Here is a 15,287-nt window from a genome sequence, read left to right as displayed (position 1 = left end):
CACTGATCTGCTAACGATGCCGGTTTTACTATGAGTAGCGATATCCGCTCTTCGCTGTGAGTTCAATCTGACCGCTTTGTGCCAAAAGCGGACATGATGAACCAAGGCCTACGGCATCCGAAGTGCGTAGCGCCATACCCCACATCCAACACCATCAAGTGAGCGCTTTGCAATTCCAACATTTTGGTTATGTAATACGTACGCATAGCCAGAGTCAGCAAATGCTACAAAGCAATAAGCATGATCAAATTCATGCGGCTCTGATTTAGGTCCACTTATACAAATATCTCCTAGTTCCATATTGCTACGATCGTCTATACGCGACCAATTATTGGCAACAGCCCATTCTGAAAAATAGTCGACATTGACGGCGGCAGGGGAATCCAAATCAGGATATGGAAAATTGCACAACTTCAGACAGCTAACTAAATGTGCAACACAACCATTGTGGGTAGGGCTACCGTTATTTATAGGGGCGAACCACCTCAAAACTTCATCCCTAACATCACCATAATTGGAAGAAAAGAATGAGACAAAGGTTTCTGCCTTCCCATTTTTTTGATTGGATAAAATGTTATCTAATTTCAATGATTCGCTTGTTGAAATTAAATTTGTTTTTTCACCAAATAATTCTTTGCCATAAGACTGTATTGTTTCGAAGTTTACAGTTATCTCGAGATTTGCAGAATTTTTAATAATTTCATAACTGACTCCATAATCTATCCCGCTAACTATTTTTCCATTCTTTCCCCAAGGGTTAACGCCAAGAGATTCGACTGCAGAGATCGATGCCTCACCGATGATTTCTTTTGGTCCAGTATCTGCATAAATAGCATAGATGGAGGCGTTTTTATAACTCAGCCTTGCAATGTCACCTAGCGAAATCTTAATTCCAGTAACCTTAAACCAATTACTAGGAAGTACAAAATAGGGTATAATTCGAGCATTGACAAACTTTCCTTTATCTTTCCACCCATTTTCATGACTTAGGCTTGTCTGTAAAGTGCCAAATTTTGGATCAATAATTTCAGCGTCGGAAATGATTAATATATGACTATTGTCTAACACCTCAACTGTTGGTGCGTTTTTATTATCATATCCATTTGACCATTTTTGATTAATCACCTGTTTCATTTTACGCTCCTAATATTTAGTTTTATGGAATGATTGCTATTTTTCACACTGGCCGTCATAAAATCCATGAAAATAATTTCCATGCCCTTGGGTGTATATCTCGTAAAAATGATTGAAAAAATTAAATTATGGACATGTCTTTCAAGTGAAAATATCGATTTAAAAACCACTCTTTTAATCTTACAAAATAAAACACAAAAATTAAACTAAACATGAATCTTCTACTCCCCCTGCGGGGCATCACCTAAAATCTTACATATAGATACTGCCATTTGTATATTTTGAGCAAGAATTATTTTATCCTCTTCATTTTTTGACTTATTCTCATAGTTATTAATAGGTAATGGTCCGTTGTTAAGGCTGGCTATTTTTGGGGATATTTCTTTTTGTTTAGAGAATGCATCAGCTAAAAGCTTTAAATCAGGCGTTTTAAGATCGATAGAAGATTGTTTACTATCAAGTTCAAAATAAATATCATCCAAAGCATTATTAATAGAAGGGGTTAGAATCCTGGCGATATCGCTATGGGTATCAAACTTTATTAACAAAGATTCATTCACAGTTCTTTCATTAAGCTTTCGGTATATGCACTGAACTTTTTTCCTTGCTACACTATAATTTTGAATCTGGGAGTCATAATTATAGTGCTGAGCAGCCATTCCTCCTCCAACAGCAGCACCTCCGCTATATAATGCAGTCGTTAAAGTACCGCTTGCTGCGGCAATAACTGACACAATTGAACCAAGGTAGCCAAAATCAGTATAGGCATATTTCTGAGACTGTAATTTATGTGACTTTTGACTCAGTTCTTCACCGTAGTCGTGTACATTTTTTACAAGTGCATCGTAGTCTGCATTTAAAGTAATACCATGATAGTTACCTGGCTTAGGTACGGATACAGGATAAGGGTTTGTGCAAGCAAAAAGAAGTGTGCAAATAGCAAGGGTAAATGTTCTCATGCTAATCCTTACACTGCGTAGTATTGTAATAGAAAATCTAGTTAATGAAATTCTGGCATAACAACGTAGTAATTCAATACTACGCGGTAATTTTTTATAAAATTTATTGATACTGTGCACAATTCATAGTATCTGCAGTCACCTAGTAATTTAGCTATATCTTCAACCGAATAAATTCACAACAAACCTCTATCATCGTCAGCGGCGAGTTAACTTCCGCTTCACGCCCTGAGACATTCGACAAGTTTTTTACGGCATCAGTAAGGGCGATTTTCGCTCTTCCAGTGCCAGCAAATATTTCGCTTCGTCATAGCGGATTCTGGTCTTCCAGCAGTGGTAAATGATCCTTAGCCATTTGAATGCCAGAGCCCGGATCGCGGATTGATGAGATTTTCCCTTTTCTCGCTGCCCCTGATAATACAATTTGGCCCAGTATGATGAGTTAACCGTCTTGGCAGCCCATTCAACAAAGGTCTGCCTGACGAACTTCGCACATTGCCATCGCCAGTGAACCCAGGATTTCTGGCCACTTCGTTCTGTCACCGGTGCAATACCTGCGTAGTTTTGAATTTCTTCAGCGCTGTTAAACCGGTCTCGGTTATCACCCAGTGCAGCAAGCATACGTGGGCCCATACCCGGAAGTGATTTGAACAGCCCCGCATCTGGCAATGTGTCAAACAGCGTTTCGATTCGTACGTCATAGGTTTTGATGATTTCACTCACGACTTTAATTTGTGTCGCCAGTGCGGTTGCCATCAAAGCATTAGCCTCTATAACACTCGGGTCTGTCGTCAATGGGATCGCGTTATCAATACTTACAACACGCTGCTCGGTAAGGGCCATTGCGTGACCGCCTTTGGCATTGAGAAAGTTGCGGATCGTCTCGCGCCTGGCTCGTTTCAGTTGTTGCAGACTGGGCCATCGTATAATCAGTTCACACAACAGTAAGCTACCCAGATGTGAGAACCACTCCAGGGGCTGAGGATAATACTGTTTAAGCGTGTTGATTATCAGGTTCACAAAACGGCGTTTATCTTCAACCAACTGACGACGCTGCTCAACCAGTTGCTGGAGTAACCGGATATCCGCATTGTCGGGTTCAATGGCTTTTATCTTTTGGGGATAGCGTAGCATTAACTCTAATGCTAACTCGGCATCCTGCGGATCATCTTTAGCGCCGCTGGGCGAGAAGGCTTGCCGATAACGAGCCAGTGACAAAGCGTGGACGGGGAAAACGGTGATAAAGGGATATTTTTGAAGAGCATATACCACGGGGCCCTTCTTCAGCTCAAGGGCGATAGCTATTTTGCCTTTCACCTGTTTGTGCAACGCGTTGAGCCAGGCATCAAGCGCTTCTGCTGTATGTTCAATCACATCGAATACGCGTTCACCGTTTTTAAACTGAACACAGACATCGTGTTTTTTATCCGCCCAGTCCAGACCAACATGAGCAGCAAACTGATCTATCGCAATCATAACCAACTCCTCTTACCGGGGATTGGTATGCATTCCACGCTCTTCGAAAGAAATATAGCCAGCAGTTTATCTGCATGCCCTGAGTATTCGTTAGCGAACGTGGAGCACCTACTGGCTCGAAAGAAAAGCGGCGATCATCGCATGATTCTCGCTCAATATTCGTAAGCAGTAAGCGCATACCCTGAATCACTTCAAAGTGTAATTCTCAGGGTGCGAATGACTATATCTCGCTCTTTGCGGATCTGTGCAAGTTACCTTCTGGTGCATATTTTACGTTTTATTGCGCTCGAACAGAGGCTTCATTAATTGGAAAAATGGAAAATTAAATTTATGGCTAAGATCCAATACAACCTAACCCGTGGAAGCGATGTCATCCGTGATGGGATGTACCTCGAACTTTTTGAGGCTGGAACATCCCCGCTCCGGCAAATTGCTGAAGTCTTCTATTCCGATGTAACTCATGAGTTCTCTTTCTCTTGTTACGAAGGATGCATCCCTCTGGAAGAGATTGAAAAGCTCATTAACGAAGCTAAAAAATTGCTTCCGCCAGCAAAGCAGGAATCTTGATGGGCCTGAACATCTGCTGTGTGCCAGGAGCGGACCTTAATAATCTTTATCTACCTTAATAGTTGAGCATTCAGTAAAACGACCATTCTACCGAAGATATGATTTATCGAGTGTCATGTTTTAGAATCAATCGATTATCTTAAGCTGATGGGAACCCGATGAAAGCACTTTCAATCGTTCGGCCTGCCGGAACTCAAATCGCAAATGGCCTAAAAACGCTGGAAATAAGGCGATGGCCGCCTGACGTCCGAACAGGGGAAGAGATATTACTGGTTGAAAATGAACACTTCCTCACGGTCGATGGCCAAGAGGAGGTCGGAACCGCCTTAGCTATCATTACCTTGGGAGAAATCAGAGAGTTTAGGCAAGATGACATCCCTAAAGCTTGCGCATCTTATTATGAAGCCGGTTGGCTAGCTTGGGAGATAAAAACAATCAAAAAAATTGAGAATCCTTTTCCAACACGCGCAGCACGAAAGTTTTACGAGATCGATGATTCAGTTCTTAACGCTGCGCGCTTGATAATAATTCGGTAAAACTCGGCGTGAAAAGGTTTAACCGAATCAGATTTTGCCTGTGTGAAACCTCTAAATACCATTTCTAATCCAAGCATAAAGTCCGCTGTTCGCTCATAGCAGCCTGATGGGCCTCACCTGCAGCAGCTTGGTGCCTAAATCGGACCTTGCTAATATCCTGCCATGTCGATCAAATGTGAACCGGTCACCTCGGGCGCACAGGCACCTGTTTACGCACTGCATTAGACAGAACTAACGATGTGGTCACTGAACCATGAACCGCCAGGGCATCGACGACGGCTTCCAAATCAGCCGGTTGAGAAAAAACACAACGCACGATGAAGCAGTCCTCTCCTGTGATCCTGTCAGCTTCTATCACCTCAGGGATATCGTTAAATAACGTCAGATAGTGTTTGATGTATTGGTGGGTTGTGCGTACTCGCAGGATCGCCTGTAATCCCAGTCCAATCTCTCGCAAATTGACGCGTGCGCTGTATCCTTCAATGACGCCTGCACTTTCGAGTTTTTTGACCCGTTCGCTCATCGCTGGCTGCGAAAGGCCAATGCATTTGCCCAGAGAGGCCAGACTCTGACGTGCGTTCATTTGAAGTGCTTCCAAAATTTGCCGGTCTTTGTTGTCAAGCTCCATGCTAATCCTTTGCTCAAAATGTAGATGAATCATCGGTTAATCGGGCTGTATTTCGATGACTTGCCATTCAGGAACGATGTGTCATTCGCCTACATTATGTGAACACCTCTTTGGGAATCAAGACATGACATCTCCAATATTGCTTCTTCCGGGAATTGGCAACTCGGGCTCCGGACACTGGCAAACGCTATGGACACAAACTGACGCGTCAATGACCCTCATTTCGGGACAAGACTGGGATCATCCGGTTTGCGAAGAGTGGGTCGAAAATTTAGAAACTACCGTCAGAAAGGCCGGGCCAGACGTCATTTTGGTCGCCCATAGTCTTGGCTGCCTGCAGGTTGCTAACTGGGCCCAATATAGCCGCACGGTTGTGAGAGGCGCGTTGCTGGTCGCGGTACCCGATCCCACACGCGATGTGTTTCCAGAAGAGGCTAAGGGGTTTAGTGTTCCCCGGAGTGAAAAGCGTTTCGCATTTCCGAGCATGATGATTGCCAGTTCCAATGACCCTTATGCCGATATCCATTACAGCCAGTGCTGTGCCGATGCCTGGGGCAGTAGTCTGGTCAATATCGGTGAGCGAGGGCATATCAACGCAGCCAGCGGACTCGGTGACTGGCCTCAAGGGCGAGCATGGTTAAAAGAGCTTATTGCCATGTCCCTAAGCGCCTCCGGATATAAATAAATCCACTTAAAGGCTCCTTAAACACAAAAAATTCACGCCACACCTGTTACGGAAAGCTAAATGAACAATTCGTCCAATACACCTGTCATATTTATCAACGGCTTAATAGGTACTTTGAATGATCCGAAATTTCACAGACCGCTGGGCGATCGGCCCGTTATTGCTCCTGACCTTAACGGCTACGGCGCACGCAGCGATATACCGGTAGAGAAAATAAACATCTGGGGGCAGGTGAAACGGATTTATGAGGTGATCCAGGCCGAATATCAGGGATCCGCCGTGAGCCTTGTGGGTCATTCTGTCGGGGGTGCTGTGGCCTACGCGTTTGCGCATAAATATCCCGAATGCGTTAAGGAGATTGTCAGTGTAGAAGGCAACTTCTCTCTTAAAGATGCGTTCTGGACATCCACCATCGCGAAAATGACATTAACGCAAGTCGAATCCATGTTGGCGGATATGCAAGGTTCGCCAGAAACCTGGCTGGAGGGCTCCGGAATCGATCCGCAGTCTGACAAAATACAAATCGCGACAATCTGGCTTAAACATCAGCCAGCTTCAACGCTGCTTGCCATGGCCCGGTCAGTTGTCGAGGTCACCGGGGACCCTGGCTATCAAACTCTGGTCAAAACCGTGTTTACTTCTGTCCCTGTGCATTTACTGGCGGGTGAACATTCAGCGAGTGGCTGGGATGTTCCCGACTGGGCAACTCAGCACGCGAAAAGTGTCACTGTCATGCCTTCAACGGGTCATCTCATGATGTTACAGGATCCCACAACCTTCGGCCAAAGAGTGGCTGAAATACTGAGTTGATAGCAATTAACTTCAAAACAAGCTTATTCTTTCACTTAAACATATCTTTAAGCCCATTATCTACTAAAAGAACGGACACGATGAGTGCTGTAATATGTAGATGATATCTTCACTCACCGTCCATGACGGTAGGGAGCGTAACAATGAAAATGTATATGAGGTTAATGATTGCCTAAGAAAATAGAATGGAGCATTCATTAATTATTACCTTTCTTTGGAAGGATTTTTTATGTCCCCCTGCCGCTATCACGAAAGCGAAAGGATGTTATGAGCATCCGCTCATCGCTCAAACCGGACCTTCGAATCAACTGGCTAGTCCGCTTGGTGCCAGAAGCGAGCGTTCACATGCAGGTCAGTACAGCAGCATGTTGAAATTTTCGCGCACCTCCCAGCGCAAGCTGCAAATTAAAAGACCCGCCATAAGCAGGTCTTCCACATTAATACTTTTCATCTGAAGCCATCGGCAAAGGATACTGATTTTCTGCTAGGTTATTTCTGCTGGCAAATCAGTTGCAGCTTTGCAAGGTAACAGGCAGGAAACAAAAAGCCCTGCAATTTGTCCCGCTGCAGCCAGATAAAATGCGATTTGTAAGGCATTTTGGAGACTGTTTGTAGAGTTCACCTGATGCAGACTTACGGTCCCGCTTCCGGATAAAGCAACTAACAGAGCAATACCAATAGCGTTACCAACATTCAGCGTTGTAGAAGCCATACCTGAAGCAACCCCTTGCTCGTAATGCTTTACGCCTGAACCAGTAGCTACCCACATTGCCGTCCAGACAATTCCCTGGCCTATTCCTGAAATGACCAGTCCCGGTAATACGCTTAAATAAGATGCACCTGAATAGGCTGATGGAACCAGTGCCAGCGTACCCGCAATTCCAGTTAAAAAACCGGCCAGTAAAACTTTGCGTAACGACAGACTATTTGCAAGTCGGGCTCCGAATTGCGTTCCGACAAAAATTGCCAGCGAAGGCGCTATAAACGCCAGGCCGGTCTGCAAGGCGCTGTATTCCATAATGTTCTGAAACATAACTGTCAGAAAATAAGGCAGAGCACCGAAGGTTCCCATATAAATAAACGTGATCACCATGCCTGTTGTCAGACTTCGATTCCTGAATAATCGTACCGGCATTAATGGGTCAGGGCTGCGAAATTCTATGGCGGCAAACGCCAGCAGAAATACCACTGACAGACTCAGTGATAAGAGAATATGCTCTGACAACCAACCCTCTTCAGGCCCCTGAACCAGAGCATAAACCAGCAGAATTGCTCCTGTGGTGACTGTCACAGCGCCCGGCAAATCGAAGCTGCGGCGCACTTCCTGGAAACTGTCCTTCGGTAACACAAAAAAAGCGGCGCATATTGCAATCGCTGCCAATAAAACATTGACGAAAAATACTGACGGCCAGCCATAGACACCTGTAAGTATCCCGCCCGCGAGTGATCCCAGTGTAAGACCACTTGCGCCTGCGCCGCCCCAGACTGCCAGTGCCCGGTTGCGCAACGGCCCTTCCTCGAACAGTCTGTTTATAAGCGAAAGCGTGGCAGGAAAAAGTAATGCCGCGCCTATACCCTGTATGGCTCGTGCAATGACAATGACGACAGGACTCCACGCTAATCCACCTGCCAGTGAGGAGAGCGCGTAGAGCCATAACGCACCGATAAAAACCCGACGTTGCCCCAGAAGATCTGCTGCTCGTCCACCGAACAATAAAAATCCCCCACAGCATACCGTATAAGCACTGACCACCCACTGGAGCGTGTGCTCCGAAAACCCCAGTCCCGATCCAATTTCCGGTAGTGCTACAAACACAATATTGATATCAAGGGAGTACATGAGTTGGGCGAAGGCAAGCAGCGCAAGGCTGAGGTGTTGAAAGCGAGGGGCACCTGATTCCCGTAAGGCAGTAACCATAAATAATCTCCAAATGAACTAATGTTCGAGTACATGCGTACATTTAATGTATGTATGTACTCGTACATTAGTCAATCGATAAAATTTAAAGTATAGTGTTGGCATGTTTACAATCTGCTGAGAAACCCCATGCTTTCTAAACACCCTGATGCGGAACAAATACGTCTTGAAAATGTGCTGACAGCTTTGGGGAATCCATTACGTCTGACGGTGGTTCGGGTGCTGGCGGGCGGCGGTGAGCATGCTTGTAGCGCCGTGCTGAGTGGGATTCCTAAATCGACGCTGACTCACCACTGGCGTGTCTTACGGGATAGTGGCGTTATCTGGCAGCGCCCTTTCGGGCGCGAAAATTTACTATCGTTGCGCCGGGAAGATCTTAATGCTCGCTTTCCCGGGCTGCTGGATGCTTTGTTGGGTGCTGTGGAAAACGACGCACTGACACAGGAATCAACAACCAGGAATCTGCCGATGCCATCCACAGAACAGAAAGCACGCGCAGAGGAGAAGTAAAAGGAATTGAGCGCGTAAGTCCTCTATTCGCTCGCAGCAGACCCTCAGCGTCACGTGTTTGTCCCCTGAGTGCCAGGAGCGAAAATCAGCCTTTTTAGCCGTCCTGCGGACGGCTCTTAGTTCATCAAAAGCTCCAGCCCGCCGCGGTCGAAAGCGACACGAACGGTCCGGCAAGCGTAACATTGTGATGTTCAATGATTTCATTTGCTGATAAATGATCGTTATCCATTGTTGTATGCGCATCTGAAATCAGCACGGTCCTGAATTCCAGTTCCGACGCGGCTCTACAGGTAGTATCCACACAAAATTCTGTTTTCATCCCGGCGATAACCAGCTGCTTCACTCCTCGCTGGCAGAGTTGAAGCTGCAGGTCGGTATCGCGGAAACAGTTGGGGTACTTTTTAATAAAGACGATATCCCGCTCAGCGTTAACGTTCATTTCGGGTATCAGCTGTGTTAACGGACTCTGCTCTGAGAAGGGGGAGTCATCAGGTCCGGTGTGGCGGGCAAAAAAGACGGGCACCTGAGCCTGCCTCGCTTTTGCAATCAGCAAACAAATATTCGACAGAACAGCTTCTGCGCAATGCGGAGAGGCCGGGCCACGGAAAAGCCCCTGCTGCATATCAATGACTAAAAGTGCATTATCAGATGAAATCACGATGTGTCTCCATTCAGAATGTTATGAACGGAGAAATTTTCTTCCCCGTCCGGTTTGGCGGGGAGTGAGGATCTGTTTTGTCAGGAGCCAGTCACAGATACGCCCACACCGCCGCAAGATGCGGTGGTGGTGACTGTCATTGTTGGCTGAACTGACTTAATCATTTTCTAACCTTCATTTATGACTTATTCATTGAATATCAGGAACAGGAAACAGAAGGGATCATAAAACTGCTTTTTTCTTATAACATCAAATAAATATCGATTTCAATATATAATCTGAACGAAGCGCTGCCTTTGCTGCCCGATATTTACCGTGCAAAGGCGCGGGAAACCAGCTTCCGCCCCTCGTTTATAGCGGACAGATTCATCATTCTGACGACCTGAATATACTCAGGCAGGTTAAAAGAATTTAAAAATGTTCAATCAGATGATTCAGAAATGCCCGAACAGCAGGATTCGAACTTTGATTCTCACTTTTATCCCGGAACCTCAGATCCTGAAAATGGGGGACGCAGTCCCCTTTAACATTAGCGTTTTTTAATCACCGCAAAATAACTTAGCCACTGCTTGCCGGGGATGTTTTCCGCTGCGTCAATGACGGTTTCGGCCTCAAACTCATGCAATGACTCAACGATAAAGCGTTCACGGAAGGTCTCAAAAATCTCATCAGCGTTAACACCTGCATCGATCCCGGTTTCTTTTTTGCAGGCCAGAACATAAAGTCGGCCATTATCGCTGAGTAATTTACTCACGATATCCAGGTAAGCAGCCTTTCTCACCTCATCGCCTGAAAAAATATGAAACAGCCCACTGTCAATAATGCTCCGAAACTTCCGATCCCAACTGCCAATAGTGAAAAAATCTTTAACCATAAAGTCGATGTTAAGACCCGCTGCTTTCGCCTTCGCGGCAGCACGCCCGACCGCCTCTTCGACAAAATCAATCCCGGTAACCTGCTCACCACGCTTAGCGAAATAAGTGGCAAGCGTACCCGTGCCACAGCCAATATCTAAGATTGGCCCACGTATATCAGAGGCGCTTTCGATGAAAGGTTTTTGCGGGCGACCGATATCCCACACTGGCTTAGCATTATCGACATAATGCTCTCTGAACCCTGCGTGATGTGCTTTACTGTCGATGATGGTCATGATTATTTCCCTTCCTTGTAGTCACTGATATAGGCGTTAGCACCTTGTGTTCGGGCAGTGCGTTCGTCCGGATTTACTTCCGCCTGGACTTCATGCTCCATACGCTGGTTATACATTTGAATAGCGCCATCTAATGCCCTACGGATAACAGCCCCCAAAGGCACATCGATCCCTAATTCACCCTCTAATTTTTCCTTCCAGTCTGTGAAAACCTTCAGTTGTTCATCAGTTAATCTTACGGTTACTACATTATTTTTTCTGCTCATGTTTTCCTCAGCGTCAATCTGCAATTGATGTATACAATGTATACATTGTTTGCAAAAGAGGCAACCTGTGATTTTCTTGAGGATGACCTATTGCCAAAGTTCGCGGTATTAAACATGATTAACGGAGGTGAGATCAGGCAGATATGACATAAAAAGCCGGTATTTGCAGGTCACTAAATGAGGGGATATTGCGAGGTCTGCCCCTCGCGCGTAGCAGGTATGACAATTCTTTTTTCTGGTGCCAGGCGCGGGCATCAGGATCCATTAATGCAATTAGCACAATGTTTTTGCGAAACAGACGGCCTCTTCTCTGCCTGTGTATGGACCATAATTCTCAATACGGACATACCCATTTTTCTTGTAAAAATTTACGGCCCGATGGTTGATATGTCGGGTTTCCAGTCTCAGTTCGAGATATCCCATTTCTTTTGCGGAGATTTCCAGGAAAGTGAGTAAAGCGTTACCCACGCCTGGCACACTTCGGTCTGAAAACATTCTTTTAAGCTCGGCTATATTTTGCGTTAATGGCCGGATAGCACCGCATCCTATCGCATCGCCATGAGCATTCTTTGCCAATACCCATAACGCTTTATCACCATTCATTGCATCAACAGTGAAATTGCTTTTGCCGTTATCACCCGTAATAGCGGCAAGTTCAGCTGACAGCATCTCGATTAATCGATGGGATTCTGAAGAAAATGGATCTGATTTCTCTACTGTTATCATGTTCATATCCTACAAAGTAATTCTCACCAGCATAGAGTATCCTGCCTGGAAAAGCAGCATCCCGAAACCGGTGATGGGACAACTCTGATTTCTGGCTATCCCGGTGATGCTATGTCCGCTTCACGCCCTGAGACATTCGGCAAGCTTTTTATGGCTTCTGTAAGGACGACTTTCGCACTTCCAGTGCCAGCAGATATTTCGCTCAAAGTTGCCTGTCATGCCTGCTTAAAAAACAGGCTTAACGCAGGGTATTGTTCGGTTTCCAGGCAAGCCCTACAAAAGCAGAGTGAGATCATTTGCGTTGAATCTCATCACTGCTGGTTTTAAATTCACACGTAATCATTTCCCTTTATGTTTATTAAGCTTTTTTGACAAAGCAATCATTCTTCATATTGAATTTAGCTTTTACAATAACTGGAAGAATGGATTGAAAACAGATTATTTAACTACCCACGTAAACAATACATAAACAAAAAATAAAAATTTAAAATAAATCACCCGCTCAACAACAATAAAAAACTCGCAAGGAAATATAATATTACATTATTAAATAAAGACCTCAAAAATCGGTTGCTATGTTTATTCTGCAAGGTTATTAGGCATTCTTTTACCAGAAATAGAACCCCAACTTTTGACAATGAGGTTTTAATTATGAAAGTAAGCAGAATTGCAGCGTTGTTATTTATCTCCTTTACGGGTTATCCAGAGCAGCGGAACCACTCCATCACTTCAATACATCTTCTGTTGACCATCTGATTATTCTTGCAGGCGATGGCGGAGCAGGGGGAACCGGAGGAAGCGGTAGCGATAATGGTGGCGATGGTGGTCATATAAATCCCATGCTGCCAGATCACACGATCTGGCAGTTTTTATAACACGCAGTTGAGGAGACTTCTTTGTGAATATGAATCTTAAATTAGTAGCATTTTTGTTTTGTACTGAGTTTTGCTTGTCGGGTGCAGTACATGCTGAAGATGCTATAACGCAGAACAGTACAGCCACAATCCCTGTGTCAGCAGACCAGGCCAGTTCCCTTAAGGCAGTGACGGTAAAATGCGGGCATTCCGGTAAAGATGGGCAGCCAGGTAAGGACGGTAACAACGGGCAGGGCGGTAAAGGAGGTAAAGGCGGTGCGGCTGGTAAAGGCGGCACCGCCATCCCATGTAGCAATTAAGGTAAGCGCTTTCAGGCAAATAGTGTTTTTCCAAAAAGGTGCTGCTTATGCGTCTGAAACTAATCTATATATTTACAGTTCTCGTTTATTTGGCGTCAACATCGTTCGCCCATGCGGACGCATCGTCCAGATGGTCATCAACGCAACACAACGTTAATGGGTTCGTTCTGGTTGATGGTTCTCCCGGGGCAAATGGAGGGCCAGATGAGTCCTGTCTCAATTACACCGAGTACGCACCATGCTGTTGAGGAAGAAGTTGCTCAAAAAATATTGTTTCAATGCGAGCGTCAAAAAGATGCAATTGGTTGGCCTGTAAGTTGTGGGGCCACGGTAAACGTCCATCGTGAAAGCAACCGGAAACAAACAGTTAGCCACAATCAGTTCCGTTAAAAAATGATATAGCCTGATTGGCAGCCACCTGGAAAGCTGAAAGTATCCTACGTTAAGCCAGTTTTTAAAGCAGGCATGACAGGCAGTTGAGTGCCAAAAGCGGACGTTAAGTTGTTCAAGAAAAGCTCTCATATCTTGGCCAATGTATGTCGACCACTTCAAAGTTACCTCTCGGGGGCATTAAAGATTAGCCTTGGCTATTATGATAAATTCATTCAACTGTCAGGGTTCAATTAGGGGGAGCAAAATGCTCTTGGAAAAGCTGAAAGCACTCGAATGCAGTCTTCACGGTGCCCGGAGGAATGATTGGAAATTGCTTGAACAGATTTTGCATCCGGAATTTCGGGAAATTACACGGTCAGGCGTAATAGTTGACCGCGCGGAGACGATAGCATCTCTGACTGGCGAATTAAGTCCAACGATCATTCTTAGCAGTGATTTCCGGCTGCTCAGCATAGGAGAGTACTGCGCCATTTTGCACTACAAGACGTTTAATTCGGACGGCAGCCGAGCATCCCTACGTTCTTCTTGCTGGGTGTATTCTGACAAGGGGCAATGGGAGTTGGCTTTCCATCAGGGAACACCAGAGGCAGGTGCGGTATAAGTTTGGCAATGACACGCTAAAAAACCATCAGTCCGGTGGGTATCTCTTACAGGCATGAAAAGCCAATGTCAGCTCCCCGCTCAAAGCTGAAACTCACCAAAGCCAACGTCGCTTGGGTTCTTGCCAGGCCCCCTGCCAAAGGTCAAAACGCTTGAGTTGTTCAAGTTTCTGTAGAACAACATCTTCACCCACGGATGAGAGAATTCGCTCTGGAATTGAAATGCCGAAAAGGTCTTCAGCGACCGGGAATATTTCACATTCTGATGTAAATGACCCCAACGATTTTTCTATCTTCTTACGCTCTGCTTTTACAATTAACTGAAGTCCCATCAGCATTTAAACTCCACAATGGCTACCTGCTCAAACGCTTGTCTGACCTGGGCCAGGACCTGGTCAGGGATTGATTGTCCTCTAATATCATAGACGACCCGGCAAGTTCGAATGTGCGATGGAAGCTGTGATAGTCCGTAAGATATTCTGGCAATATTGTACGCAATACTGAGTTTTATAGATTCCGGGGATGCCAGGCTGTGGCTGGCTACAAGTAGAAACTCTCCATGTTCATCATTAATAAACTCTGGGGTAAACATCACACCTCCCTTTTATTACCTTCGCCGATTTCTATCAATTGAATGCCTTTTCATCAATAATTTATCATAGCTGGTATCCTGACCGAAAAACGATGTCCGCTTCTCACTGTGTCGGAGGCGGACATGACAAGCAGCACAGCGTATTAGTTGTCAATGGTGAGGAGGCGATGTCCGGATGGCGTGACAAAATATCTCTATTAGTGAATGCTCCGGTTAAGCGGGATACTTACGTATGCAAGCCAGATTTCTTATTCGACACGCTTCACCTCCGGATGACGCTCTGTTGCCGCCTCATGTAAAATGTCATCAAGCCAACCTGGAATTTCTGCCTCTGTCAGATCGTTCGGAATTGCGATGTCGTAAAGCCGGGAAAATTTTCGCTCTGTCAGGTCTGCGCGGAATACCAGCCAGCGCTCCCCCTCACGTTTGATCCCAAGATGCCGTCCAAAAACGTTGTAGATCAGCATTATTAATCTCCCGGCATTTTCATCAAAGTAAAGGTGACA

Annotated in this window: 20 protein-coding genes; 8 read left to right on the top strand and 12 right to left on the bottom strand. The window is 45.4% G+C overall.

What is annotated here, in order from left to right; genetic code table 11:
• Positions 1-108 precede the first annotated feature (108 nt).
• The 3 genes from ACOZIO_RS20795 to ACOZIO_RS20785 all read right to left on the bottom strand — a co-directional run bounded on the left by ACOZIO_RS20795 (position 109) and on the right by ACOZIO_RS20785 (position 3,569).
• On the bottom strand, positions 109-1,134 hold the full coding sequence (locus ACOZIO_RS20795; RefSeq protein ID WP_129991783.1) for a glycoside hydrolase family 75 protein: 1,026 nt from the start codon (positions 1,132-1,134) through the stop codon (positions 109-111).
• 221 nt (positions 1,135-1,355) lie between these two features.
• Positions 1,356-2,093 carry a hypothetical protein gene (locus ACOZIO_RS20790; protein WP_129991782.1) on the bottom strand — a complete coding sequence of 246 codons (738 nt, stop codon included), beginning with the start codon at positions 2,091-2,093 and terminating at the stop codon, positions 1,356-1,358.
• A gap of 249 nt (positions 2,094-2,342) precedes the next feature.
• Entirely contained in the window at positions 2,343-3,569 is a 1,227-nt protein-coding gene (locus ACOZIO_RS20785) for an IS110 family transposase (protein ID WP_421595667.1), read from the bottom strand.
• 330 nt (positions 3,570-3,899) lie between these two features.
• Between ACOZIO_RS20785 and ACOZIO_RS20780 the strand changes: the two genes are divergently transcribed.
• Together ACOZIO_RS20780 and ACOZIO_RS20775 are read left to right on the top strand one after the other, a co-directional pair.
• Entirely contained in the window at positions 3,900-4,136 is a 237-nt protein-coding gene (locus tag ACOZIO_RS20780; RefSeq protein ID WP_034789686.1) for a hypothetical protein, read from the top strand.
• 158 nt (positions 4,137-4,294) lie between these two features.
• Complete coding sequence (locus ACOZIO_RS20775; protein ID WP_039275448.1) at positions 4,295-4,672, top strand: ASCH domain-containing protein; 378 nt, start codon at positions 4,295-4,297, stop codon at positions 4,670-4,672.
• A gap of 184 nt (positions 4,673-4,856) precedes the next feature.
• Here ACOZIO_RS20775 and ACOZIO_RS20770 read toward each other — a convergent pair whose 3' ends face one another.
• Positions 4,857-5,300, bottom strand: coding sequence for an Lrp/AsnC family transcriptional regulator (locus ACOZIO_RS20770; RefSeq protein WP_129990903.1), 444 nt, complete (start codon positions 5,298-5,300; stop codon positions 4,857-4,859).
• Positions 5,301-5,424: 124 nt separating this feature from the next.
• On the opposite strand from ACOZIO_RS20770, the gene ACOZIO_RS20765 reads away from it, so the two are divergent.
• From ACOZIO_RS20765 to ACOZIO_RS20755, 3 genes are all read left to right on the top strand, one after another.
• The gene (locus ACOZIO_RS20765; protein ID WP_421595666.1) at positions 5,425-5,985 is read left to right on the top strand and encodes an RBBP9/YdeN family alpha/beta hydrolase; all 561 of its coding nucleotides are present in this window, start codon (positions 5,425-5,427) and stop codon (positions 5,983-5,985) included.
• Positions 5,986-6,045: 60 nt separating this feature from the next.
• On the top strand, positions 6,046-6,795 hold the full coding sequence (locus ACOZIO_RS20760; protein WP_421595665.1) for an alpha/beta fold hydrolase: 750 nt from the start codon (positions 6,046-6,048) through the stop codon (positions 6,793-6,795).
• Positions 6,796-6,980: 185 nt separating this feature from the next.
• Entirely contained in the window at positions 6,981-7,250 is a 270-nt protein-coding gene (locus ACOZIO_RS20755; protein WP_421595664.1) for a hypothetical protein, read from the top strand.
• 29 nt (positions 7,251-7,279) lie between these two features.
• Here ACOZIO_RS20755 and ACOZIO_RS20750 read toward each other — a convergent pair whose 3' ends face one another.
• Positions 7,280-8,713, bottom strand: coding sequence for an MFS transporter (locus ACOZIO_RS20750; protein WP_129955542.1), 1,434 nt, complete (start codon positions 8,711-8,713; stop codon positions 7,280-7,282).
• 129 nt (positions 8,714-8,842) lie between these two features.
• Here ACOZIO_RS20750 and ACOZIO_RS20745 point away from each other — a divergent pair, with 129 nt between their 5' ends.
• Positions 8,843-9,223 (top strand): ArsR/SmtB family transcription factor, encoded by a 381-nt coding sequence (locus ACOZIO_RS20745; RefSeq protein WP_217138404.1) that lies wholly within the window; start codon positions 8,843-8,845, stop codon positions 9,221-9,223.
• A 124-nt stretch (positions 9,224-9,347) separates the two neighbouring features.
• On the opposite strand, the gene ACOZIO_RS20740 is transcribed toward ACOZIO_RS20745, so the two are convergent.
• From ACOZIO_RS20740 to ACOZIO_RS20720, 5 genes are all read right to left on the bottom strand, one after another.
• On the bottom strand, positions 9,348-9,881 hold the full coding sequence (locus ACOZIO_RS20740; RefSeq protein ID WP_266061310.1) for a cysteine hydrolase family protein: 534 nt from the start codon (positions 9,879-9,881) through the stop codon (positions 9,348-9,350).
• A gap of 529 nt (positions 9,882-10,410) precedes the next feature.
• Positions 10,411-11,031: a class I SAM-dependent methyltransferase gene (locus ACOZIO_RS20735; RefSeq protein WP_217158161.1), complete on the bottom strand. Its 621-nt coding sequence runs from the start codon at positions 11,029-11,031 to the stop codon at positions 10,411-10,413.
• Between the two features lie 2 nt (positions 11,032-11,033).
• The gene (locus tag ACOZIO_RS20730; RefSeq protein ID WP_129990896.1) at positions 11,034-11,297 is read right to left on the bottom strand and encodes a hypothetical protein; all 264 of its coding nucleotides are present in this window, start codon (positions 11,295-11,297) and stop codon (positions 11,034-11,036) included.
• A gap of 273 nt (positions 11,298-11,570) precedes the next feature.
• Entirely contained in the window at positions 11,571-12,023 is a 453-nt protein-coding gene (locus ACOZIO_RS20725; protein ID WP_112152623.1) for a GNAT family N-acetyltransferase, read from the bottom strand.
• 698 nt (positions 12,024-12,721) lie between these two features.
• Positions 12,722-12,853, bottom strand: a complete 132-nt coding sequence (locus tag ACOZIO_RS20720) for a hypothetical protein (RefSeq protein ID WP_274383999.1) — start codon at positions 12,851-12,853, stop codon at positions 12,722-12,724.
• A gap of 68 nt (positions 12,854-12,921) precedes the next feature.
• Here ACOZIO_RS20720 and ACOZIO_RS20715 point away from each other — a divergent pair, with 68 nt between their 5' ends.
• On the top strand, positions 12,922-13,197 hold the full coding sequence (locus ACOZIO_RS20715; RefSeq protein WP_129955545.1) for a hypothetical protein: 276 nt from the start codon (positions 12,922-12,924) through the stop codon (positions 13,195-13,197).
• Positions 13,198-13,789: 592 nt separating this feature from the next.
• Positions 13,790-14,191, top strand: a complete 402-nt coding sequence (locus tag ACOZIO_RS20710) for a DUF4440 domain-containing protein (RefSeq protein ID WP_421595683.1) — start codon at positions 13,790-13,792, stop codon at positions 14,189-14,191.
• Positions 14,192-14,284: 93 nt separating this feature from the next.
• Here ACOZIO_RS20710 and ACOZIO_RS20705 read toward each other — a convergent pair whose 3' ends face one another.
• Both ACOZIO_RS20705 and ACOZIO_RS20700 read right to left on the bottom strand, forming a co-directional pair.
• The gene (locus tag ACOZIO_RS20705) at positions 14,285-14,527 is read right to left on the bottom strand and encodes a hypothetical protein (protein WP_240782874.1); all 243 of its coding nucleotides are present in this window, start codon (positions 14,525-14,527) and stop codon (positions 14,285-14,287) included.
• A 502-nt stretch (positions 14,528-15,029) separates the two neighbouring features.
• Positions 15,030-15,248, bottom strand: a complete 219-nt coding sequence (locus ACOZIO_RS20700; RefSeq protein WP_013575645.1) for a DUF7661 family protein — start codon at positions 15,246-15,248, stop codon at positions 15,030-15,032.
• Between the last annotated feature and the right edge of the window lie 39 nt (positions 15,249-15,287).

Source organism: Rahnella sp. PD4, assembly GCF_049199325.1.
Taxonomy (GTDB): domain Bacteria; phylum Pseudomonadota; class Gammaproteobacteria; order Enterobacterales; family Enterobacteriaceae; genus Rahnella; species Rahnella perminowiae.
This window is presented reverse-complemented; position numbering and strand designations above follow the sequence as displayed.

Excerpts from the sequence above, each read along its gene's own strand:
- ACOZIO_RS20795 (WP_129991783.1), bottom strand. The coding sequence starts at position 1,134 with ATGAAACAGGTGATTAATCAAAAATGGTCAAATGGATATGATAATAAA.
- ACOZIO_RS20790 (WP_129991782.1), bottom strand. The coding sequence starts at position 2,093 with ATGAGAACATTTACCCTTGCTATTTGCACACTTCTTTTTGCTTGCACA.
- ACOZIO_RS20785 (WP_421595667.1), bottom strand. The coding sequence starts at position 3,569 with ATGATTGCGATAGATCAGTTTGCTGCTCATGTTGGTCTGGACTGGGCG.
- ACOZIO_RS20780 (WP_034789686.1), top strand. The coding sequence starts at position 3,900 with ATGGCTAAGATCCAATACAACCTAACCCGTGGAAGCGATGTCATCCGT.
- ACOZIO_RS20775 (WP_039275448.1), top strand. The coding sequence starts at position 4,295 with ATGAAAGCACTTTCAATCGTTCGGCCTGCCGGAACTCAAATCGCAAAT.
- ACOZIO_RS20770 (WP_129990903.1), bottom strand. The coding sequence starts at position 5,300 with ATGGAGCTTGACAACAAAGACCGGCAAATTTTGGAAGCACTTCAAATG.
- ACOZIO_RS20765 (WP_421595666.1), top strand. The coding sequence starts at position 5,425 with ATGACATCTCCAATATTGCTTCTTCCGGGAATTGGCAACTCGGGCTCC.
- ACOZIO_RS20760 (WP_421595665.1), top strand. The coding sequence starts at position 6,046 with ATGAACAATTCGTCCAATACACCTGTCATATTTATCAACGGCTTAATA.
- ACOZIO_RS20755 (WP_421595664.1), top strand. The coding sequence starts at position 6,981 with ATGGAGCATTCATTAATTATTACCTTTCTTTGGAAGGATTTTTTATGT.
- ACOZIO_RS20750 (WP_129955542.1), bottom strand. The coding sequence starts at position 8,713 with ATGGTTACTGCCTTACGGGAATCAGGTGCCCCTCGCTTTCAACACCTC.
- ACOZIO_RS20745 (WP_217138404.1), top strand. The coding sequence starts at position 8,843 with ATGCTTTCTAAACACCCTGATGCGGAACAAATACGTCTTGAAAATGTG.
- ACOZIO_RS20735 (WP_217158161.1), bottom strand. The coding sequence starts at position 11,031 with ATGACCATCATCGACAGTAAAGCACATCACGCAGGGTTCAGAGAGCAT.
- ACOZIO_RS20730 (WP_129990896.1), bottom strand. The coding sequence starts at position 11,297 with ATGAGCAGAAAAAATAATGTAGTAACCGTAAGATTAACTGATGAACAA.
- ACOZIO_RS20725 (WP_112152623.1), bottom strand. The coding sequence starts at position 12,023 with ATGATAACAGTAGAGAAATCAGATCCATTTTCTTCAGAATCCCATCGA.
- ACOZIO_RS20720 (WP_274383999.1), bottom strand. The coding sequence starts at position 12,853 with ATGACCACCATCGCCACCATTATCGCTACCGCTTCCTCCGGTTCCCCC.
- ACOZIO_RS20710 (WP_421595683.1), top strand. The coding sequence starts at position 13,790 with ATGATAAATTCATTCAACTGTCAGGGTTCAATTAGGGGGAGCAAAATG.
- ACOZIO_RS20705 (WP_240782874.1), bottom strand. The coding sequence starts at position 14,527 with ATGCTGATGGGACTTCAGTTAATTGTAAAAGCAGAGCGTAAGAAGATA.
- ACOZIO_RS20700 (WP_013575645.1), bottom strand. The coding sequence starts at position 15,248 with ATGCTGATCTACAACGTTTTTGGACGGCATCTTGGGATCAAACGTGAG.